The 19,974-nt window shown below is 70.8% G+C and carries 19 protein-coding genes; 7 read left to right on the top strand and 12 right to left on the bottom strand.

What is annotated here, in order from left to right:
* Positions 1-7: 7 nt before the first annotated feature.
* Both J3P41_RS05490 and J3P41_RS05495 read right to left on the bottom strand, forming a co-directional pair.
* Positions 8-1,327 (bottom strand): four-carbon acid sugar kinase family protein, encoded by a 1,320-nt coding sequence (locus J3P41_RS05490; RefSeq protein ID WP_210649187.1) that lies wholly within the window; start codon positions 1,325-1,327, stop codon positions 8-10.
* 1 nt (position 1,328) lies between these two features.
* The gene (locus J3P41_RS05495) at positions 1,329-2,807 is read right to left on the bottom strand and encodes a GntP family permease (RefSeq protein WP_210649188.1); all 1,479 of its coding nucleotides are present in this window, start codon (positions 2,805-2,807) and stop codon (positions 1,329-1,331) included.
* A gap of 175 nt (positions 2,808-2,982) precedes the next feature.
* Here J3P41_RS05495 and J3P41_RS05500 point away from each other — a divergent pair, with 175 nt between their 5' ends.
* Both J3P41_RS05500 and J3P41_RS05505 read left to right on the top strand, forming a co-directional pair.
* On the top strand, positions 2,983-3,621 hold the full coding sequence (locus tag J3P41_RS05500; RefSeq protein ID WP_210649189.1) for a nucleoside/nucleotide kinase family protein: 639 nt from the start codon (positions 2,983-2,985) through the stop codon (positions 3,619-3,621).
* A 28-nt stretch (positions 3,622-3,649) separates the two neighbouring features.
* Positions 3,650-4,483: an alpha/beta fold hydrolase gene (locus J3P41_RS05505; protein ID WP_307861841.1), complete on the top strand. Its 834-nt coding sequence runs from the start codon at positions 3,650-3,652 to the stop codon at positions 4,481-4,483.
* A 7-nt stretch (positions 4,484-4,490) separates the two neighbouring features.
* Here the strand turns inward: J3P41_RS05505 and J3P41_RS05510 are convergent, their stop codons facing one another.
* Positions 4,491-5,303 carry a nuclease-related domain-containing protein gene (locus tag J3P41_RS05510; protein ID WP_210649190.1) on the bottom strand — a complete coding sequence of 271 codons (813 nt, stop codon included), beginning with the start codon at positions 5,301-5,303 and terminating at the stop codon, positions 4,491-4,493.
* 342 nt (positions 5,304-5,645) lie between these two features.
* Here J3P41_RS05510 and J3P41_RS05515 point away from each other — a divergent pair, with 342 nt between their 5' ends.
* Both J3P41_RS05515 and J3P41_RS05520 read left to right on the top strand, forming a co-directional pair.
* On the top strand, positions 5,646-6,533 hold the full coding sequence (locus tag J3P41_RS05515; protein ID WP_210649191.1) for a hypothetical protein: 888 nt from the start codon (positions 5,646-5,648) through the stop codon (positions 6,531-6,533).
* Positions 6,534-6,642: 109 nt separating this feature from the next.
* Positions 6,643-7,293: an endonuclease/exonuclease/phosphatase family protein gene (locus J3P41_RS05520; protein WP_210649192.1), complete on the top strand. Its 651-nt coding sequence runs from the start codon at positions 6,643-6,645 to the stop codon at positions 7,291-7,293.
* A gap of 194 nt (positions 7,294-7,487) precedes the next feature.
* Here J3P41_RS05520 and J3P41_RS05525 read toward each other — a convergent pair whose 3' ends face one another.
* The 4 genes from J3P41_RS05525 to nrdR form a co-directional block, all read right to left on the bottom strand.
* Positions 7,488-8,756, bottom strand: a complete 1,269-nt coding sequence (locus J3P41_RS05525) for a hypothetical protein (protein WP_210649193.1) — start codon at positions 8,754-8,756, stop codon at positions 7,488-7,490.
* A gap of 183 nt (positions 8,757-8,939) precedes the next feature.
* On the bottom strand, positions 8,940-9,635 hold the full coding sequence (locus J3P41_RS05530) for a helix-hairpin-helix domain-containing protein (protein WP_210649194.1): 696 nt from the start codon (positions 9,633-9,635) through the stop codon (positions 8,940-8,942).
* Positions 9,636-9,798: 163 nt separating this feature from the next.
* Positions 9,799-12,711 carry a vitamin B12-dependent ribonucleotide reductase gene (locus tag J3P41_RS05535; protein WP_210649195.1) on the bottom strand — a complete coding sequence of 971 codons (2,913 nt, stop codon included), beginning with the start codon at positions 12,709-12,711 and terminating at the stop codon, positions 9,799-9,801.
* A gap of 91 nt (positions 12,712-12,802) precedes the next feature.
* Positions 12,803-13,279, bottom strand: a complete 477-nt coding sequence (gene nrdR / locus J3P41_RS05540; RefSeq protein ID WP_210649196.1) for a transcriptional regulator NrdR — start codon at positions 13,277-13,279, stop codon at positions 12,803-12,805.
* A 345-nt stretch (positions 13,280-13,624) separates the two neighbouring features.
* On the opposite strand from nrdR, the gene J3P41_RS05545 reads away from it, so the two are divergent.
* Positions 13,625-13,981 carry a hypothetical protein gene (locus J3P41_RS05545; protein WP_210649197.1) on the top strand — a complete coding sequence of 119 codons (357 nt, stop codon included), beginning with the start codon at positions 13,625-13,627 and terminating at the stop codon, positions 13,979-13,981.
* 61 nt (positions 13,982-14,042) lie between these two features.
* On the opposite strand, the gene J3P41_RS05550 is transcribed toward J3P41_RS05545, so the two are convergent.
* The 3 genes from J3P41_RS05550 to J3P41_RS05560 form a co-directional block, all read right to left on the bottom strand.
* A complete protein-coding gene (locus tag J3P41_RS05550; protein ID WP_210649198.1) occupies positions 14,043-14,819 on the bottom strand; it encodes a hypothetical protein in 777 nt (258 codons plus the stop codon).
* Positions 14,819-15,331: a hypothetical protein gene (locus J3P41_RS05555; protein WP_210649199.1), complete on the bottom strand. Its 513-nt coding sequence runs from the start codon at positions 15,329-15,331 to the stop codon at positions 14,819-14,821. Before J3P41_RS05555 ends, J3P41_RS05550 begins: the two co-directional genes overlap by 1 nt.
* 220 nt (positions 15,332-15,551) lie before the next feature.
* Positions 15,552-15,905, bottom strand: coding sequence for a LysM peptidoglycan-binding domain-containing protein (locus J3P41_RS05560; protein ID WP_210649200.1), 354 nt, complete (start codon positions 15,903-15,905; stop codon positions 15,552-15,554).
* A gap of 311 nt (positions 15,906-16,216) precedes the next feature.
* Here J3P41_RS05560 and lexA point away from each other — a divergent pair, with 311 nt between their 5' ends.
* Positions 16,217-16,939: a transcriptional repressor LexA gene (gene lexA, locus J3P41_RS05565; protein WP_246861462.1), complete on the top strand. Its 723-nt coding sequence runs from the start codon at positions 16,217-16,219 to the stop codon at positions 16,937-16,939.
* A gap of 64 nt (positions 16,940-17,003) precedes the next feature.
* Complete coding sequence (locus J3P41_RS05570) at positions 17,004-17,720, top strand: sulfotransferase family protein (RefSeq protein ID WP_210649201.1); 717 nt, start codon at positions 17,004-17,006, stop codon at positions 17,718-17,720.
* Between the two features lie 3 nt (positions 17,721-17,723).
* On the opposite strand, the gene J3P41_RS05575 is transcribed toward J3P41_RS05570, so the two are convergent.
* Complete coding sequence (locus J3P41_RS05575) at positions 17,724-19,727, bottom strand: ATP-dependent DNA helicase (protein WP_307861842.1); 2,004 nt, start codon at positions 19,725-19,727, stop codon at positions 17,724-17,726.
* 86 nt (positions 19,728-19,813) lie between these two features.
* A complete protein-coding gene (locus J3P41_RS18875; RefSeq protein ID WP_282594798.1) occupies positions 19,814-19,945 on the bottom strand; it encodes a hypothetical protein in 132 nt (43 codons plus the stop codon).
* Between the last annotated feature and the right edge of the window lie 29 nt (positions 19,946-19,974).

Genomic DNA, 19,974 nt, shown 5'->3' on the forward strand with positions numbered 1-19,974 from the left:
GCCGGCTTCAGTGGCGTTCGCGCGACTCGGCGGCGGTGACCTGCCTGCGGTGCGCGTCGACCTGGCTGCGGAGGTGGTCGAGGCAGGCGACCGTCGTCCGCGCGTCGCCGATGAGACCGCCCTTGGTGACGACCTGGAGGCCGTCCCAGGGGCCGCCCACCAGCGAGCCGGACACCGCCAGCGGCTCCACCTCGTCGGACACCTCGAGACCGTGCGACCCGAGCTCGGCGAGGAGGGCGGCGGTGACGTCGCCCCCGGTGCTGAAGACGCCGTCCACCCGACGTGACTCCAGCGCACGCCGAGCGGCGCGGGCCAGGGCGAGCGGGATCTGCTGAGCCTCCTGCGGTGTCGGCGACCAGAGGTCGGACTCCTCGAGGACGGTGGCCAGCACGACGATGCCGCCGGGCCCGGCCTCGGCCAGGGCCTCGTCGAGCACCGCGACCGTGGCGTCGACGTCCGGTACGGCGTGCGTGCCCGGCGTACGGAACGCGCGGGCACCGCGCTCGGCCACGAGCTGGCGCAGCTGCTGCCGGGTGAGCTCGGTCGCCGAGCCGGACAGGACGAGCAACGGAGCGCCGGGCACGTCGTCGGCCAGTCCCATCGCCCGGGCCAGAGCCACGGAGGCCGGCCCCGGGTCGCTGGTGGTCCACACCGTGCCGGTGCCGGCGGTCGCGGCCACCGCTGCGGTCGCGACGCGGTCGAGGTGGTCGGTGGTCGTCGCGTCGGCGACGATCACCTCGGCGCCGTCGTCCAGGTGCTGACGGATCCTGCGGGCGAGCGCGTCGACGTCGCCGGTGACGTCCTCGAGGTGCACCGCGACCACGTCGAGGTCCGCCTGCTCGACCAGCATGGTGACGACGTTCGACGTACGCACGGGACTCCGGGCGTCCCGCGCGACCTCGGTGTCCTCGAGCCGGCGACCGTCGAGCAGCTGGATCGAGCCGATGGTCTGCCGCGCCGCCTCCGGGTGGGCCGGCGCGCAGAGCACCGCGACGCGCGCGCCGGTCAGCTCGCGGACGCGTTCGAGCACCTCGCGGGTGGTGGCGCCGACGTTGCCCCGCAGGGTGGTGTCGATGCGGTTGCAGACCAGCCGGGCGGGCCAGCCGGCGCGGACCACGCGACCCACGCGCTGCCGCGCCTTGGCCGGGTCGAGGTGGCGGCTGTCGGTGGTCGCCACGACGACGTCGAAGCGCGCCACCATCTCGGCGACGACGTCCGCGTGCTCGCCGGCGCTGGCGGTCGCGGCGCGGAAGCCGGCCCGGGCGAACCCGGCCGCGGCGGCATTCGCCCCGGTCAGGTCGTCCGCGACGACGAGGACGCCGGTCACGTCAGAGGACCGCGCCCGCGATGAGCACCAGCGGCAGCGAGCCGAGCCACACGGCGGTCGTGATGCCGGACCAGCCGCGCAGGGCCGCAGTGCCCTCGAGACCGGTGAACCTGGTGACCACCCAGAAGTAGGAGTCGTTGAAGTAGCTGAACACCATCGACCCGGCGCAGCAGGCCAGCGCCGCAGCCAGCGGGGACAGGTCCAGGCCGACCACGAGCGGGGCGCTCACGGACGCAGCGGTGATCATGGCGACGGTGCCGGACCCCTGCGCGAGCCGCACGAGGCTCGCGATCAGGAAGGGCACGAGGACCCCCGGCAGGCTCAGGTCGGCGATCGCCTCGGCGAGCGCGTCGCCCACGCCGGAGTCGCGAAGCACCTGGCCGAGCGCGCCGCCGGCGCCGGTGATCAGGATGATGAGTCCCGCGGAGGCCGCGGCGTCCGCCATCCAGCCGTGGACCTGCTTGCGCGGGGTCCAGCGCGGGAGCAGGACGTACACCGCGAGCACGATGCCGATGATCAGCGCGACGACGGGGTTGCCGATGAAGGCCAGCACCTCCGCCCACCGCGAGGGCGTGTACTCGTCCTCGGGGCCGAGCGCGCCCTGGCTGTTGCGGTCGATGGCGGTGGCGACGGTGTTGAGCACGATCAGCAGCAGCGGCACGAGCAGCGGGAGGGCGGCGAGGGCGAAGGAGATGCTGTGCGGCTTGCCGCCGGCCGGCGGCTCCCCGAGCTGGTGCACGGGCGCCTCGTCCGCCACCGAGCTCGACGGGTCGTCCACAGTGGTCGTCGAGGTGCCGGCGGAGCGCGACCCGGTCTGCACGGCGGCGGTGCCGTAGACCGCCTCGCGCACGGTGTCGTTGACCTCGCTCTCCAGCTTGGGGCCCATCCACGCGGCGTAGAGGATCACGATCGGCAGCAGGAGGACCGAGAAGATCAGGCCGGCGAGGATCAGGCCACCGAGGTCGGCGCCGAGGATGCCGGCGACGCCGAGAGGCCCGGGAGTCGGCGGCACGAGGTGGTGCGTGAGGGTCATGCCGCAGCCGAGGGCCAGCGCGAGGGTGACGTAGCGACCCTTCAGCCGCCGGGCGATGGAGCGCGCCAACGGGTTCATGATGACGTAGCCCGAGTCGCAGAACACCGGGATCGAGACGACAGCGCCGGTGCCCGCCATGGCCCAGTGCTCGCGACCGCGCCCGAGCGCCTTGACGAAGGTCTTCGCCAGCGCGTCGGCGGCACCGGAGACCTCGAGGATCTTGCCGATCGCGACGCCGAGGCCGATGACGATGCCGATCGAGGCGAGCGTGTTGCCGAAGCCCGTTGTCATCGAGGTGATCGTCTCGAGAGCCGGCGAGCCAGCCACGAACCCGGTCACCAGCGCGGCGATCAGGAGCGCCACGAAGGCGTCGATGCGGGTGCGCAGGACCAGGAAGATGATCGTCCCGATGCCGAGCACGAGCGCGAGGAGCAGTTGCAGATCCATCGAACCTCCAGATGGCGCAGGGCCCGACGGTCGGGGCCTCGCGCCATCTTGACCTGTGACGACCGTCATAAGCAAGAGTTCTGCGCAACTAAGTTGCGCGGTTTGCGCAGTTTGGCATGCGTGCCGCCGGTCTTCGCCTCGGGCCGGGCGCGCGGCAGGCAACTACGCTCCCCTCATGACTTCGCGTGCCGCCCTGCTCGCGCAGGCCGCGGCCCTGGTGGCGCGGCCGGGTCGCGCGGTGCTGGGCATCGCCGGGGCGCCGGGGTCCGGCAAGTCCACGCTGACCTCGACGCTGCTGGCGTCCCTGCGCGACTCGCTCGGTCCTGACGCCGTCGGCCACCTGCCGATGGACGGCTTCCACCTCGCCGACGCCCAGCTCGACCGGCTCGGGCGACGCGACCGCAAGGGCGCGCCGGACACCTTCGACGTCGACGGCTACGTCGCCGCCCTGCGACGCCTGCACGACGAACCCGACCGCGCGCTGTTCGCGCCGGGCTTCGAGCGCGACCTCGAGCAGCCGATCGCCGCGGCTCTCGCGATCCCGCCGTCGGCGCAGCTGGTCCTCACCGAGGGCAACTACCTGCTGCTGCCCGGCGGCGGCTGGGAGCGCGTACGTCCGCTGCTCGCCGAGGTGTGGTTCGTCGAGGTGGACGACGATGTACGCCGGCTCCGGCTGGTCGGGCGACACGAGCAGTTCGGCAAGTCGCCCGAGGCCGCCCGCGCCTGGGTGGAGCGGGTCGACGAGCCCAACGCCGAGCTCGTGCGCGCGACCCGCGGCGCGGCGGACCTGGTCGTGCCGCTCGACGGGTCCTGAACAGCCCGCTCCGTGCCACGATGAGCCGGTGGCTCGATCACGCGCGAGGAGGCTCGGCTTGGGGCTCGTGGCCGTGGTGGTGCTGGTCGGCCTCGTGCTGGCGGCCGTCTGGGGGCTGCAGCGTCAGCTGATCTACTTCCCCGACGCGAGCGACGTACCGCCTGCCGGCGAGGTGCTGCCCGGCGCTCGCGATGTCGCGCTCCACACGTCCGACGGGCTCGCGCTGGGCGCGTGGTACCTGCCCGCCGACGCGGCGAGCGACACCGGGATGGCCGTGCTGATGGCCCCCGGCAACGGCGGCAACCGCGCCGGCCGGACCGGCCTCGCCCGCCTGCTCGCCGACCGCGGGTTCAGCGTGCTGGTGATGGACTACCGCGGCTACGGCGGCAACCCCGGCAGCCCCAGCGAGGAGGGCCTGGCCGCCGACGCGGACGCTGCGGTGCAAGCGCTCGCCACCCTCGGCCACCCTCTCGACCGCACGATCTACTTCGGCGAGTCCCTCGGCACGGGCGTGGTCGCCGCGCTGCAGCAGCGCCACCGCCCGGCGGGAGTCGTGCTGCGCTCGCCGTTCACCGAGCTTGCCGACGTGGGTCGTCACCACTACCCGTGGCTGCCGGTGCGCACCCTGCTCCGCGACCGGTTCCCCGTGCTCGACCCGCTCGCAGCGAGCGACGTACCCGTCGCCGTGGTGTACGGCGACCGCGACGGCGTCGTGCCGACCGAGCTGAGCGCCCGGGTCGCCGATGGCGTCGGCTCGCTCGCCGAACGCGTCGTCCTCTGGGGCGCGGACCACAACGACGCGGTGATGTTCGGGCCGCGGGTGGCTGACGCTGTGGTGCGGCTGGCGCGGGAGGTGGGGTGAGCGACCGCTACTGACGCTGCTGGTCTATCCGCTTCTGCTTGTCCTTCTTGTTCCGCTCGTCCCTGTCGCTCGGCGCGACCGGCTGCTCCGGCTCACCCGGCACGATCACCCCGGCGAACTGTCGGCCCGCCCAGTCGGCCGCGTCCTGGAGTCCGCCACTCGCGATGGCCGCCAGCAGCGCGAGCCCGCCCACCAGCACCGCCACCGGCCGACCGCCCCGCCGCTTCGTCGTACGACGCTCCGATCGGGACACCGTCGTCCGCATGGTGCGCTGGGCGCCCGCCCGGATCGCCTCGACGCACGCGCGTACGTCGTCCGCGCCGAGCACGGGCGGGCGCGACGTCAACATCGTCGTGAGGTTGCTCGTCGAGCAGACCATGACCCCGCGGGCCCACCCAGTCATCGGCTCGTCCCGCACGAAGCACAGGACGCCCGTGCACGAGTGGGACACCGACACGATGCTCTGCAGGGTGATCGCCGCCTCCGCCGCGCCGGCGACCGCCTCCTCACGCCGGCGCCCGTTCTGGGTCAGCACCTGGTCGCGCACCTCGATCCGGCCCGACCAGTTCTTGGCGTCGACCACGAACACGCCACCTGGGCCGACCACCACGTGGTCGAGGTTGGCTCGCTGCCGGCCGGGCCATGGGAGATCGTGCAGCGCCACCCAGCCCTCGGGCAACGCCTCGAGGGCGCGGGCGACGGCCACCTCACCCTCGGCCCCCTGCTCCCACAGCGCTGCCGATCGCTGCAGCCGCTCGGCGCGCTCACGCTGCCGCCTCGCGACGTCGTGTGCCGACCGTCCCGCCGAATCCCCCACCATCTCGACCACCTCCGCCCACAACGGTAGACAGCCTCGGCGTTGCGCGCGCGGGCTTCGCGATGTCGGTCCGAGAGAATCCGTCGGTGCGCATCGGTACGTCACCCCCGCCGGTGCGGCCGACGGCCGGCGCCTCGAACCGCCCCATCGGGGTGCCGACGAGTGATGAATCGCGTCCGCCGGGAGCGTCACCGAGAACGGGTCATCTCCCCGGCGGACAGCACTTCTCACGTCCGCCGGTAGCGCGACAAGACCGGTCGTGACGGTGGTGTTTGAGAACATCCTCGGGACCGGCGGGGCTGTTCCCACCCGCGAGGACGTGACCGACTTGTTGGAGGACGCCCTGTGACAACCGGCCATGACCGCCCCTCGGGCGCCCGCAACATCGAGATCGGTCGACGAGTCGTCGGCTGGATCGGTGAGGTCGGGTTCAAGGCCTATGGCGCCGCCGCGGCAGCGAGCGTGGCGCTCAGCGATGCGGAGACAGTGGGCGGCAAGGGCCGCGACGCGGTCGCCGCGGTGTCCAACCTGACGGACAGGTACCGCGCCGCCAAGTACGTCGCCGACCACCGCCAGGAGATCCAGGGCGCCCTCGAGCATCTGCGCGACCACACCCCGCCTCAGGCGGAGCTCCAGGCGAGTGTCGACCGGAGCGTCGAGACGCTCCGTGACATCGAGCGGGTGTCCGGCGAGGTCGGGGCGGCGAGGGAGACCGTGGGCGACCTGGGGATCACCAACATCCCGGAGACGGCCCGCGAGCTGGTCGACCACCTGGACGCTGCGTGGGCCGCGATACCCGATACCGGCTCCCTGCGGGACCTGGCCGCGGCGGCCGAGCAGGCAAGCCCGTACGTCGAGCACGTGCGGGAGCTGGTTCCTGTCTACTACGGCGGCCTGTTCGCCGCCTCCGACAACTTCGCCGGGGACGAGGTCGCCGGCACGGTCTTCGTCATGGCGGCGGCATTCATCGTCGCCTTTGCCCTTGGTCAGCTCGTCGGCTTCTGGGGCAGGAGGGGCCGGCCAGGACTGATCGCAGGCACGCTGCAGCGCTGGGGTGCGCGGAGATACCGGGACTGGTACTCCCGCGACCCGGAGCGGAGGCTGGGCCGACCCCTCTACGCCGCAGCCGTGGAGGGCCTCCGACGCGACCTGGTGGTCGACCTGCGCGACACACTCGACCCGGAGGCCCTCAGGCAGGTCGAGCAGTACCTCGAGGAACGGGGCGGGGCCTGACCGGCGTGGCCCGCAAGGGTCATTTCGGCCGTCGCCGCGACCGCCTGCCCGCGGCCCCACTGCGCAGCGAATGCGCGTGCGCGTCCGCGACTCCGCCATGATGCGCGGCGTGCGCATCGGAACCTGGAACCTCGCCGGCCGCTGGTCGGCGGCCCATCGGGCACTGCTGCTGGACGCGGACTGCGACGTGTGGCTGCTGACCGAGGTGAACGAGCAAACCAGCCTGCCCGGCTACGCGCTGCACCTGTCCCAGTCCCTCGCGGCTCGGCGCCGACGCTGGGCAGGCGTCGCGAGCCGGGTGCCGATGGCGTCGAGTCCGGATCCGCACCACGCCAGCGCCCAGGCCCGCATCGGCGCGACGACGTACGTCAGCTCGGTCCTGCCATGGCGCAGCGCCCGGTCCGGTCCGGTGTGGGTCGGCGATCGGCACGCCGACAGGACGTCGAACGCCGTCGACGACCTGCTGCTGCGGCTGCGGCCAGCCGGCTCGCTGGTGTGGGGCGGCGACTGGAACCACGCCCTGTCCGGGCGCGAGTACGCCGGCTCCGCAGGTGGCCGCGCGGCCATCACCCGGGCGCTGGGCGAGCTCGACCTCGCAGTCCCGACCGCCGAGCTGCCGCACGCGATCGACGGCCTGCTCAGCATCGACCACATCGCCGTACCTGCCGGCACCGCCGCTTCGGCAAGGCGCGTGTCGGCGGAGCACCACGGGAAGCGGCTCTCCGACCACGACGCGTACGTGGTCGAGACCGACCTCTGAGGCCGCCGGCCTCTTGTAGCAGCCGCCTCAGCCGGGGCGGAGCCGCGCCGGGCCACGTCGTCGAGGCATCTCCCCCATCGGAGCGCGAGGATCAACCCGCTCTGCCGTGAGCGATTCGAGGGCCCATCGGGCTCTGGGGGCGCCCTCCGTGCTTGGCTCAGCTGCAGGACACACCGAGACGCGTGCGCGCGCGGTCAGATGCGCTTCTCGCAGTTCCGAAGCTTCTCGCCCTGGCACACGTCGCGCCCGGCCCACCCACCGCTCACGTTGTCCTTGCCCGGGCCGCCGATGAGGCGGTCGTTGCTGACGTAGCTCCCGGCGAGGCTGTCGTTGCCCGAGCCGCCGTACATCGTGGATCGATACGTCGCGCACCGCGGCGTGGCCCACGAGCCGAGGCCCTTGTACTTGGAGTCGACGTAGAGCTCGTCCCGGCCCTTCTTGCCCTTGATCGTCGTCCGGCACGCGATGACGCCGATCTCGTTCGCGCGGTTGGTGCCGACGACGTCGGCGCGCTTCGCGGTCACGATGAGGTCATCGAAGCCGCGCACGCGGATCGAGTCCGTGACACCATCCTCGGTGGCCGTCACCCGGGAACGGCTCGGGTCGGCGCGCACCCGGTCGTGGCTGCCGAGCTCGAGCAGCAGCTGGTTGCGCCCGCCGTCGCCCTTGATCCGCGTCGCTTTCCCGCCCAGGCTGTTCGACTCGTAGGAGTCCTTGCCGCCGCCGAGCGCGATGTCGCGGTCATACGTCATCGGCGCGTCGACCTTCAGGTGCTCGGTGCCGCCGGTGCCGCGGAACGTGAACCGTCCGTTCGCGGCTGATGTGGTGAAGACCAACCGGTCGAACTGGCCTGTCCAGGTGAGCATCGTGTCGGCGCCGGTCACGGTGCCGCTGGCGTCCATGGTGACGTCGCCGTTGGCGGATCGAACGCCCAGGATGCCGTCCGTACCCACGGACACCGCGCCCGGGGCGGTCTGGATGCCGCTCCAACTGACTTCGCCGGACGCGAGGTCGATGATGTCGGCGTTCGACTGGCCAGCCATGCCGGACCTGACGAGGCTGTGACCGCTGGACCGGATGACGTCGGCCTCGGTGTCGGTGCTGTCGGGGGCGACCACGTTGTCGGGGCCAACGATGGTGCCCGCGTAGATCACGTGCGATCCGCCGTTGGAGGCGGTGAACGTGTCGGCCCCCGCGCCGAGGATGGCGAAGACGGGGTTGTAGCCGACGCCGTCCTCGCTGGTCGCGCACACGAGGTCATCCCCGCCGAGCGCGTCGACACGCGTCGCGCCGTTCGTGACGATGACGTCCGCGCCCTCCGTTCCCGTGATCTGGCTCCCGGGCGTCCCGACGATGGTCGCCGACTGTCCCTGACATGTCTCGGCCGCCGCGGTGGCCGTGCTGATCGGCGCGAGCAGGGCCGCGCCGAGGAGCGCGGCGGCAGTCAGGCTGGTGTTCCTCATGATTCCCCCTGATCGTGCACGAACCCTTGTGACTGGGCAACAACCTGAAAGGTTGTCACGACTCCTGCTGCCCACCGCCGAGCCGGAGGGAGCGGCAGCTGACGTCGTCGTCGGCTCGGGAGGCTGGCCGGGGGCGCGTGAGCGCGGTGGCACAGGGACGGCTCAATCGTTCAAGCGTTCACGTCACATGATGATGACGCGGTCCCTGACGCTGTCGAAGGCGCTGAGCTCAAGGCCTGCGAAGTTCACCAGGTCCTCGGGGTGCTCGAACCTGCTCAGCTGATGACGTGCCTCAACAAGCTTCGCAGCCTGGTCGGCGGTCAATCCGAGCGACTCCCGCAGGACCTCGACGGGAGCACTGTTGACATCAACCAGTCCTCCGTCGTCGTACTGCCGCGGCAGGTCCGGACGACCGATTCGCAGGTCGCGCGCCATCGCGGGGTCGCGGCTCGCGATGGCACGCGCCTCCTCCCGCTTGAGTCGCGCACCCTGGACGCTCGCCACAGCGCTCGAGTTGGGGTCGTACGGCGCTGGCACTGGACGCGCCACCGGCACGTAGCTCCCCTTGGGCGGCCACGGGACCCTCGGCCCCATCACCAGGGCATACACGACAGCGCCGATCCATGCAGCGAAGTACAGCGCCAAGCCGACATCGGAGAGCAAGCTGTCGGACTCGTCCGTGCCAACGAGCATGAAGCCGAGCAGCCATGTCCCCGCCAACCCCACAGCCCACGTCCATGCCTGTCGCGCCCTCGCCTTGGCTGCTATGACGATCGGCGGCACCGCGGACAACAGACCCATCGAGAAGACGGGGAGCATCCACAGCCACTTGGGTGGTCGGCTGATGTAGTGGCTAGCGGGCGGGCTCGGCAGCTGCATGCGCACGATGGTAGGTCTCGCTGAGACCAGTCGCTCCAGAATGTCGGTGAACCCGAGAGGCTGTGCTCAGCACCGCAGACCGTAGCTCGATCGGCTTGGTGTCGCGAAGGAACGCGTCGAGGGCGGACCGCACCACGCGGCCCGCCCTCGACGCATTCACTGATCAGCTGCAGCCGCTGGTGCTCCCGCAGCCCTCGCACACGTAGCAGGACCCAGCCGGGCGCATCTTCGTCCCGCAGGTCATGCAGAGCGGGGAGTCAACGGCGGTGCCGGTGAGCTTCTCGAACAGCTCGGCGGTGGTGTGCGCCGTACCGGTGGACACCTGAGCCGGGACCTCGCGGGCCTCGTTGCCGTGGGTGTCCTTGGTCTCGACCTCCTCGGCCTCGACGACGTCCGTGGAGGACGACGCGGACGAGGACGCCGGCTCGACGAGCTCGGCGGCCGAGCCGGTCTCCTCGACCAGCGGCTCGTACGAGCCGGTCTCGAGGTGGCGCTGGCGCTCCTCGGCGGAGTAGATGCCGAGCATCGAGCGCTCCTCGAAGGACAGGTAGTCCAGGGCGAGGCGGCGGAAGATGTAGTCCATGATCGACTGCGACATCCGCACGTCCGGGTCGTCGGTGAGGCCGGCGGGCTCGAAGCGGAGGTTGGTGAACTTCGAGACGTAGGTCTCCAGCGGGACGCCGTACTGCAGGCCGACCGACACCGCGATCGAGAAGGCGTCCATCACGCCGGCCAGGGTCGAGCCCTGCTTGCCGAGCTTGAGGAACACCTCGCCGAGGGTTCCGTCGTCGTGGGCGCCGGAGGTCATGTAGCCCTCGGCACCGCCGACGGTGAACGACGTGGTGCGCGCGGTGCGCGACTTCGGCAGGCGCTTGCGGACCGGGGCGTAGACGACCTTCTCGACGACCTTGGTCTCGACCTCGGCTGCGGAGTCGGCCGCCGCCTTGTCGGCGGCGTCCTTCTTGGCCTTGCCGCCACCGTCGGCCAGGGGCTGGCCGACCTTGCAGTTGTCGCGGTAGACGGCGGTGGCCTTGAGGCCGAGCTTCCAGGACTGCATGTAGACGTCCTCGATCTCCTCGACCGTGGCCGTCTCGGGCAGGTTGACCGTCTTGGAGATCGCGCCGGACAGGAACGGCTGCGCCGCCGCCATCATCCGCACGTGACCCATCGGCTTGAGCGAGCGGGCGCCCATCGCGGTGTCGAAGACCTCGTAGTGCTCGGTCTTGAGGCCCGGCGCGTCGACGACGTGACCGTGCTCGGCGATGTAGGCGACGATCGCCTCGATCTGCTCCTGCTGGTAGCCGAGCTTCTTCAGCGCCCGCGGGATCGTCTGGTTGACGATCTGCATGGAGCCGCCGCCGACGAGCTTCTTGAACTTCACCAGGGAGAAGTCGGGCTCGATGCCGGTGGTGTCGCAGTCCATCATGAAGCCGATGGTGCCGGTGGGCGCGAGCACGGAGGCCTGCGCGTTGCGGAACCCGTTCTTCTCGCCCAGCTTGATGACGTCGGCCCACGCCTTGGTGGCCAGCTTGTGCACGCGGCCGTCCTCGGTGTGCAGCACGCGCACGACGTCGTTGGCCGCCTGGTGCTTGCGCATCACGCGCTTGTGGGCGTCGGCGTTGCGGGCGTAGCCGGCGTAGGGGCCGACGATGCCGGCGAGCTCGGCGCTGCGCTTGTACGACGTACCGGTCATCAGCGACGTGATGGCCGCGGCCATCGACCGGCCGCCCTCGGAGTCGTAGCCGAGGCCCATCGCCATGAGCAGGGCGCCGAGGTTGGCGTAGCCGATGCCGAGCTGGCGGTAGTCGCGGGTGGTCTGGCCGATCGGCTCGGTCGGGAAGTCCGCGAAGCAGATGGAGATGTCCATCGCGGTGATGATGAACTCGACGGCCTTGGCGAACAGCTCCGCGTCGAAGGTGTCGTCGTCCTTGAGGAACTTCAGCAGGTTGAGGCTGGCGAGGTTGCACGAGGAGTTGTCGAGCGACATGTACTCCGAGCACGGGTTGGACGCGGTGATGCGGCCGGTCTCCGGGTTGGTGTGCCAGTCGTTGATCGTGTCGTCGTACTGCAGGCCCGGGTCGGCGCACTCCCACGCGGCCTGGCTGATCTTGCGGAACAGGTCGCGGGCGTCGACGGTCTCGATGACCTCGCCGGTGCCGCGCGCCCGCAGGCCGAACTCGGTGCCGTCCTCGACCGCGCGCATGAACTCGTCGCTGACGCGGACGGAGTTGTTGGCGTTCTGGTACTGCACGGAGGTGATGTCGGCGCCGCCGAGGTCCATGTCGAAGCCGGCGTCACGCAGCGCGCGGATCTTGTCCTCCTCGCGCGCCTTCGTCATCACGAACTCCTCGATGTCGGGGTGGTCGACGTCGAGGACGACCATCTTGGCCGCACGGCGCGTCGCGCCGCCCGACTTGATGGTGCCCGCGGACGCGTCGGCGCCGCGCATGAAGGAGACCGGACCCGACGCCGTACCGCCGCTGGAGAGCAGCTCCTTGGACGAGCGGATGCGGGAGAGGTTGAGGCCGGCGCCGGAGCCGCCCTTGAAGATGAAGCCCTCCTCCTTGTACCAGTTGAGGATCGAGTCCATCGAGTCGTCGACGCTCAGGATGAAGCAGGCGCTGACCTGCTGCGGCGAGGGCGTGCCGACGTTGAACCACACCGGGGAGTTGAAGGAGAAGTACTGGTTGACCAGCAGCCAGGTCAGCTCGTGCTCGAAGACCTCGGCGTCGGCGTCCGTGGCGAAGTAGCCGTGCTCGATGCCGGCCTTGGTGTACGTCTTGACGACCCGGTCGATGAGCTGCTTGAGGCTCCACTCGCGGGCGTCGGTGCCGACCGCGCCGCGGAAGTACTTGGTCGTGACGATCGTCGAGGCGTTGACCGACCAGAAGTCGGGGAACTCCACGCCGCGCTGCTCGAAGACGGTCTCGCCGGTCTTCCAGTTCTGCTGGACGACGTCGCGACGCTCCCACGTGATGGCGTCGTAGGGGTGGGTGCCCTCGGTGCTGAAGATGCGCTCCAGCTTGAGGCCCTTGCCCCGTGCAGCGCCCCTGCGGGTGCTCACCGTCTCGGTCATGCGCTCTCCTGTGTGTGAATTGCGGACGGTCGTCCGCACGGTTGGTGAGCCCGGCAGGCAGCTTCCCCACTACCTGCCGGGCCGTCTGTGGTCAGCCCGACTGGGCTGGGTGTGCCTCCGCCGTGCGCTCCATGCGCAGGATCTGGATCTCCTGCTCGAAGTCGTCGGCGGACTCGAACGCGCGGTAGACGGAGGCGAACCGGAGGTACGCCACCTCGTCGAGCGCGCGCAGCGGCGCCAGGATCGCGAGACCGACGTCGTTGGCGTCGAACTCGGCCTGTCCGCTGAGGCGCAGGGCGTCCTCGACCTCCTGGCCGAGGCAGGCGAGCTGGGCGTCGGTGACCGGACGGCCCTTGCAGGCCTTGCGGACGCCGGCGATCGCCTTGTCGCGGTTGAACGGCTCGGTGGCGCCGGAGCGCTTGAGCACAGTGAGCTGCATCTTCTCGACCGTGGTGAACCTGCGGTCGCACTCGGCGCAGGTGCGGCGGCGACGGATGGAACCGCCGTCGTCAGCGACTCGGGAGTCGAGGACCTTGGTGTCCTCGTTCTTGCAGTAGGGACAGTGCATGGGTCCTCCTCCCGGGTACGTCGAGGCATGGCACGTACACCCGTCTCAACAGGGTGTCGCCTGGGGATGTTCCTGTGGACAACTAGCCTGGAGCTGTGCGCTTCGCCGCCTGGCCTGTGCACCAGATGTGGATAACTACAGCGGTGTAACTACTAGATGTAGTGGTAACCGTACGCCCCGGCCACGACGCTTGGCAAGCGAATGCCGAACCTCGTCGGACCGATTCCACCGGCTCGCTAAAACCGCAGGTCAGTGGCCGTTCCACCTCTCGCGTCCCGGCGTGTCGACCCCCGCACCTGGTCGAAATCGCATCCTCGCCCATGCCCCATCCGCCACAATGGGCGCGTGTCCACGGGGAAGAGAGCAGGGTCGCGCAAGGGCGCCCGGCCACCCCGGACGCTGAACAAGGCCGCCCTCGTCATCGGCGCCGCCATCACCCTGTGCGTCATCGCGTGGGGCTACCTGGTCTACGCCGCCATCGACTTCGGTACGGCGGCGCGCGAGGGATCCGGCGGCTCGGCCTGGGCATTCATGGGGCTGGCCAGCCTGGGCGCGGTCGCCTGCCTGTTCGTCGGCCTGCTCCTGGTCGCCCGGCTCTCGCGCGCGCTCGGGATCACCGCGCCGCCACCTACCTCCGCCGGCGCCTCCGCCGACGAGCCAGCCGTTCCCCGACCCGTCGGCGGGAAGCGCGCGGCTCGCTGATCCACCTGATCGTGGAGGATCCGAGTCACCTGGTGGCTCGGAACTTCCACGATGTCGGGTGTCAGCGGATCACGAGCTGCGGAAGCGCCTCCACGATCTCGAGCGGTTGCCCGTCGCCCGCGACGGTGAGCGTCTCCGTGATGGCGACCCAGTCGCCGTCCCCGATCCGGTACTCCCCCGCGTACGTCGTGTCCAGGCCGAGCGTTACCTTTCCGGTGCGCTGGTAGGCGTGCGTGACGTCGAGGTCGGGGTGCGGTGCGCCCGGGCTGTCCGTCGTCGTGCTGGTCCCGTCGCCGAAGTGGAACGTGTACGACGTCGGCACCGCGCGGATAGCAACGCGCCGGCCCGCCAGGACGACGTCCTGCGTGATCGCAGCGTGGTCCGGCGTGTAGAAGTTCGTCTCGAAGTTCACCAGCGTCTTGCCGCCGGGCGGCTGCACGACGAGCTCTGAGTCCGGCCAGGCGATCCGTCTGAATTCGCGGAGGATCAGTTGGGCGATGTTGACCTGGTCGACCTCGTTCTCCGGCACGCAGACGTCACCGACGTCGTTCCCATTGAGGAAGACGTCATGCCAGAAGCCCGCCGCGCCGCCCTCCTCGCACTCGACGTGCTCAGAGCAAATCCCCCCGTTGCCGCACTGGATAGTCACAACCCACGTCTGCCCATCGCCAGAGCTCGCGCTAGCGGAATAGTCCGCGTAGGTCCAAGTGCAGTCCGCGTCCAGCTGTTCCCAACCGACCGATACACACGACGATTCAGCGGTCGCCTGCGATGCGAGCAAGGCAACAAGCACCGAAGTCAGGATGCTTGCCGCAACGAGACCTCGAAGGACAGCCATCACAGGATCCCGAAGTGCGTCACTGTCCACACGCCCTTGGTCAGACCGAGGGTTACGCGAATCGTCGTCCGCCCGCCCGGCAGCGTTTCAGTTCGGCCGTCGCCGCTCTTGATGATCGTCTCGGGCAGCACCTTCGTGACGTCATAGGTCGGCGGACTCGACCCTCTCCGCACCATGCTTACAACGCGAGACCCGGCAAACTCTGCGCTACCGCCGTCGGCATACACCTTGCGAACGTTGTCAACAAACGCCTGGCACGGTTCGCACCTTGGCGCCATTCGGTCGTACTCCTCCGTCGCCCCTGTCACTTGCATTTCGTCGCCGGCCTTTACCCACCGCCGAATGAACTCCTCCGGACTCTCCTGCTCCGCAGTCTCCGTCTCCGTCGGCGTCGACGCAGGAGACGACGTCGTGGGATCGGGCATCTTCGGCGTGGGCTCGGCCTCGTCGGTGCACCCGGCGAGGAGCAGCGGAGCGACGAGGGTGACGGCGAGCGCGCGGCGTACGTGCATGAAGGTGCCTTCCCGAGAACAACGTCAGCACCGCGAAACTACCCATCCGGGCGGGGAATGAACCACCCCTGAGGCAAACCCTGTGGAGAACTTGCTGATAGTGGCAGCGAACGAGCGACTGCCTCGAAATGGCGCCGAGGGGCGGGCCAGCTGGCCCGCCCCTCGTCCTCCCCTTTGGTCCACCAGCCGGGGTCGAAGCGGCTGGTGGAGGCCTCTCGCGTCAGTCGGAGACGACTGGGACGCGGAGCTTCTGGCCGGCCGCGAGGCCGGTGGACTCGAGCGCGTTGAGGCGCTCGATCTCGCTCATCATCGATCGGACGTCGCCGTCGGTGGCGGCGTCGCTGGCGATCTCCCACAGCGTGTCGCCGGGCGCGACCTGGACGATCTCGGTCGGCACCGGCTCTCCTGCGCGGTCCGTGCCGACCGCGCCGCCGGCGAGGAGGAACGCCACACCGAGGGCCAGGAACAGCGACGTCAGGAAGACGACAAGCCGGCCACGGCGCGTCAGGCGCACGGTCGATCGGGAACGAGCGGAGGTGGGCGTGAAAGCGGGTGCAAGGCTGAGGGTGCTCATGGTGGCCTCCTGGGGAAGATCAGCCGGGTGGTCGGTCGAGCGAATGTCTAGTCGGAGCCACCGACAACGGGCCTGGCCCGGCAGCGGCGTCGATCAGACGTTCGATCGAACACATGTACGACCTTAGAGCACGTGTTCGAACAACGCAAGCATCCGTCGAACACGTGTTCGCCGGCATGCATCGAGACGCCTCGACACGCGGACTTCGAACAGGTGTTTGATCCGGCCCGGCCGCGCGCACTACGGTGGGCGCACCAGCCACTCCCGGGCCGACGCGGGCCGCGGGGTGGGCAACCGTAGTGGAGGACCGCATGGCCAAGTCAGACGACCCCAACGTCATCGAGATGCCCGACGGCCCCCCGGACGCGACGGGCCTGACCCCTCGTCAGCAGCGCGTGCTGGCGACGATCAAGGACTCGATCGAGACCAAGGGCTACCCGCCCAGCATGCGCGAGATCGGACAGGCGGTCGGCCTGACCTCCTCCTCCAGCGTCGCGCACCAGCTGCGCGTGCTGGAGGGCAAGGGCTTCCTCAAGCGCGACCCCAACCGCCCGCGCGCCCTCGAGGTCTTCCTGCCCGAGGTGATGGCGGCCCGCCGCTCGATCTCCAGCGGCGAGGAATCGAGCATCGACGAGACCGGCATCGGCGACGTCGCGCCGACCGCGGTCAACATCCCGGTCGTCGGCCGGATCGCCGCCGGCGGTCCGATCCTCGCCGAGGAGCAGGTCACCGACGTGTTCCCGCTGCCCAAGCAGCTCGTCGGCGACGGCACGCTGTTCCTCCTCGAGGTCTCAGGCGACTCCATGGTCGACGCCGCCATCTGCAACGGCGACTACGTCGTGATCCGCCAGGAGCAGACGGCCGACAACGGCCAGATCGTCGCCGCGCTCATCGACGGCGAGGCGACCGTCAAGACGTTCCAGCGCAAGGACGGGCACGTCTGGCTGCTGCCCCACAACGAGGCCTACGACCCCATCCCCGGCGACAACGCCACGATCCTCGGTGTCGTCACGGCGGTGCTGCGCAGCGTCTGAGGCGTACGCCGGGGGCGCCGCGCTCGGCGTACGGCGCGCTCGCCCCCGGTGTAGCCTCGCGGCGATGTCCGCCGACGCACCCGACCCCGCGCTGTTCCGCACCCGTCCGGGCAACCGGCGCCGGCTCGTACCGGCCGCCGAGGCCGAGCTCGGCCGGCTGACGGCCGCCGGCGAGGAGTCCGGCTGGCTCAGCCCGCTGGCGTACAACCTCACGATCAGCCACAGCCACCGGTTCGTCTGGTACCGGGTGGCGAAGGTGGCGACGCGGACCATCCGTCACCACTGCGAGAGCCACGGCGTCAGCCTCGACGTCGACCACGCGATGCGCGTGCGCTACCCGCTGGCGGCGTTCGCCGACTACTTCACGTTCGCGTTCGTGCGCGACCCGCTCGACCGGTTTGTCTCGGCGTGGCAGGACAAGGTCGTCCACAACAACTACTACGCCTTCGACGAGGCGACGCACGAGCGGATGCAGGTCGTGGAGGAGTTCGCCCGCTGGACCGCGGCGCAGGACCTCTCCGCCGTGCCGGGCACCGACCAGCACCTCACGCTCCAGAGCAGGATGATCGACCTCAACCGTGTCGACTTCGTCGGTCGCCTGGAGACTTTCGACCGCGACTTCGCGGAGGTGTGCGAGCGGGTGGGCGCGCCGGCGGTGCCGACCGCGCCGCAGAACCAGACCGCACCCGGCGGTCGGGACCGGCAGGTGTCCGACGAGCTGCGCGACCTGGTGGCGCGGATGTACCGGCGCGACTACCAGGTCTTCGGCTATCCGGCGTAGGCCTCAGGCCCTCGTCTGCCCCAGCCGCGCCAACGCCTGGCGGACGAGCGCCGGGTCGGTCGTCGACCACATGGGCGGCAGCGACGCCTTGAGGAAGCGGCCGTAGCGGGCGGTCTCCAGGCGCGGGTCGAGGACCGCGACGACCCCGCGGTCGGACGTCGTCCGGATCAGCCGGCCGGCGCCCTGCGCGAGCAGCAGCGCCGCATGGGTGGCGGCGACCTGCATGAACCCGTTGCCGCCGGCCTGATCGGCGGCGCGCTGGCGCGCCGACATCAGCGGGTCGTCGGGACGCGGGAACGGGATGCGGTCGATGATCACGAGCTGGCAGGTGTCGCCCGGCACATCGAGCCCCTGCCACAGCGACAGGGTCCCGAACAGGCAGGTGTGCGGGTCCTCGACGAACTGCTTGGCGAGCTCGGGGAGCTGGGCGTCGCCCTGGGCCAGCGTGGTCAGGTGCGGCAGCCGCGCCCGCACCGCCTCGGCGGCGGCCTCCGCGGCGCGGCGCGAGGAGAACAGCCCGAGCGTACGGCCCTCGAGCGCGTCGACGAGGTCGCAGATCTCGTCGAGCTGGGCCGGCCCGAGGCCGTCACGGCCCGGCTGCGGCAGGTGGCGGGCGACGTAGAGGATCGACTGCTGGCCGTAGTCGAAGGGCGAGCCGACGTCCAGGCCCTTCCACGGCAGCGCGGTGTCGGGGTCGGTGGTCACGACCTGCGACCCGACCCGCTCGGTGGGCTTGAGTCCCAGCGATGTCGCGACCGCGCCGAACTCGCCACCGAGCATGAGCGTGGCGCTGGTGAAGACGACGGTCTTGTCGGTGAGCAGCTTGTCGCGCATCGGGCCCCACACCTGGAGTGGCGCGACGTGGAGCCGGGCCGGGAACCGGTCGCGGGCCTCGCCGAGCCACATCACGTCGGCCTGCGACCCGGCCGCCATCCGCTCGGCGTTGGCGAAGACCTCCTGCACCATGCCCTTGGCCTGGGTGCGGCCCGCGTCGCCCTCCCCCTCGCCGCCGCCTGACTCGCGGGGGAACGCCGACAGGCACGCCCGCGCGGCGTCGCGCACGAGCACGAGCGCGTCGGACAGCTGCGTGGAGAGCTGGTCGATGCGCCCGGGCGGTGTCGCCTCGATGGCCTCGGCGAGCTGCGCGGCCGCGTCCTCCAGGTCGCCGGCCGGATCGCCGTCGGCCGCGTCGGTCCAGCGGGTGGCTCGTCGAGCCGCGCGCTCGATGTCGGACACGCCCAGCTCGTCGGTCGCGGCCTGGGTCACGCGGGCGGTCAGCTCGTGCGCCTCGTCGATGACGACGGTGTCGTAGTCGGGGATCATCGGCACGTCCTCGATCGCGTCGATCGCGAGCAGGGAGTGGTTGGTGACGATGAGGTGACTGCGCTGCGCCTTCTCGCGCGCCAGCTCGGCGAAGCACTCCGCGCCGAACGGGCACTTGGCGGCACCGAGGCACTCGCGGTGGTTGACCGAGACCTGACGCCACTCGCGGTCGGTGTGGCGCGGGGCGTTGTCGCGCTCGCCGCTGCCGCCCTGCTCGGTCTCCTGCTCCGCCCACGCGCGCAGCTCGAGCACCTTCTCGGCCATCGCGCCCAGCGGGACGTCGACGAGGGTGCCCTGGTCGTCGGGCACGCCGGCGCGGACCCGGTGGAGGCAGGCGTAGTTGGAACGGCCCTTGAGCACGGCGTACGACGTGTCGAGGCCGGGCACGTCCTTGACCGCCTCGACCAGGCGTGGGAGGTCGCGCTCGACGAGCTGGTGCTGCAGGGCGAGCGTGGCGGTGGCGACCACGACGCGCTTGTCGTGGAGCAGCGCCGGCACGAGGTAGCCCAGCGACTTGCCGGTGCCGGTGCCGGCCTGCACGAGCAGGTGCCGGCCCTCCTCCATGGCCTCGGCCACCTCGGCGGCCATCTGCACCTGGCCGTCGCGCTGCTGCCCGCCGAGCGCTGTCACAGCGCGCGCCAGCACCTCGCCGACGGGCTGGGTGGCGGTGGCGGTCTCGGGCACCAGAGAACCCTACGGGGCGGCGCCGACACCACGGCGTACGCCGTCCACAACGCGCCGCGGCCGTTCGCCGCAGGCGCGCGGAGGACTCAGTAGTTCTTCTTGCGCCCGATCTGGCGCTCGATGCGGCGCTCGGGCTGGCCGAGCAGGCGGGCCAGGATCTTGACCCGGTAGCGGTAGGCGACCACGCCCAGGACGACGATCAGCAGGATCCACAGCATGGGCAGAGCGTACGCCCGGCGCCAACCGC

It is taken from the genome of Nocardioides sp. SYSU D00065 (genome assembly GCF_017916425.1).
Taxonomy (GTDB): Bacteria; Actinomycetota; Actinomycetes; order Propionibacteriales; family Nocardioidaceae; genus Nocardioides.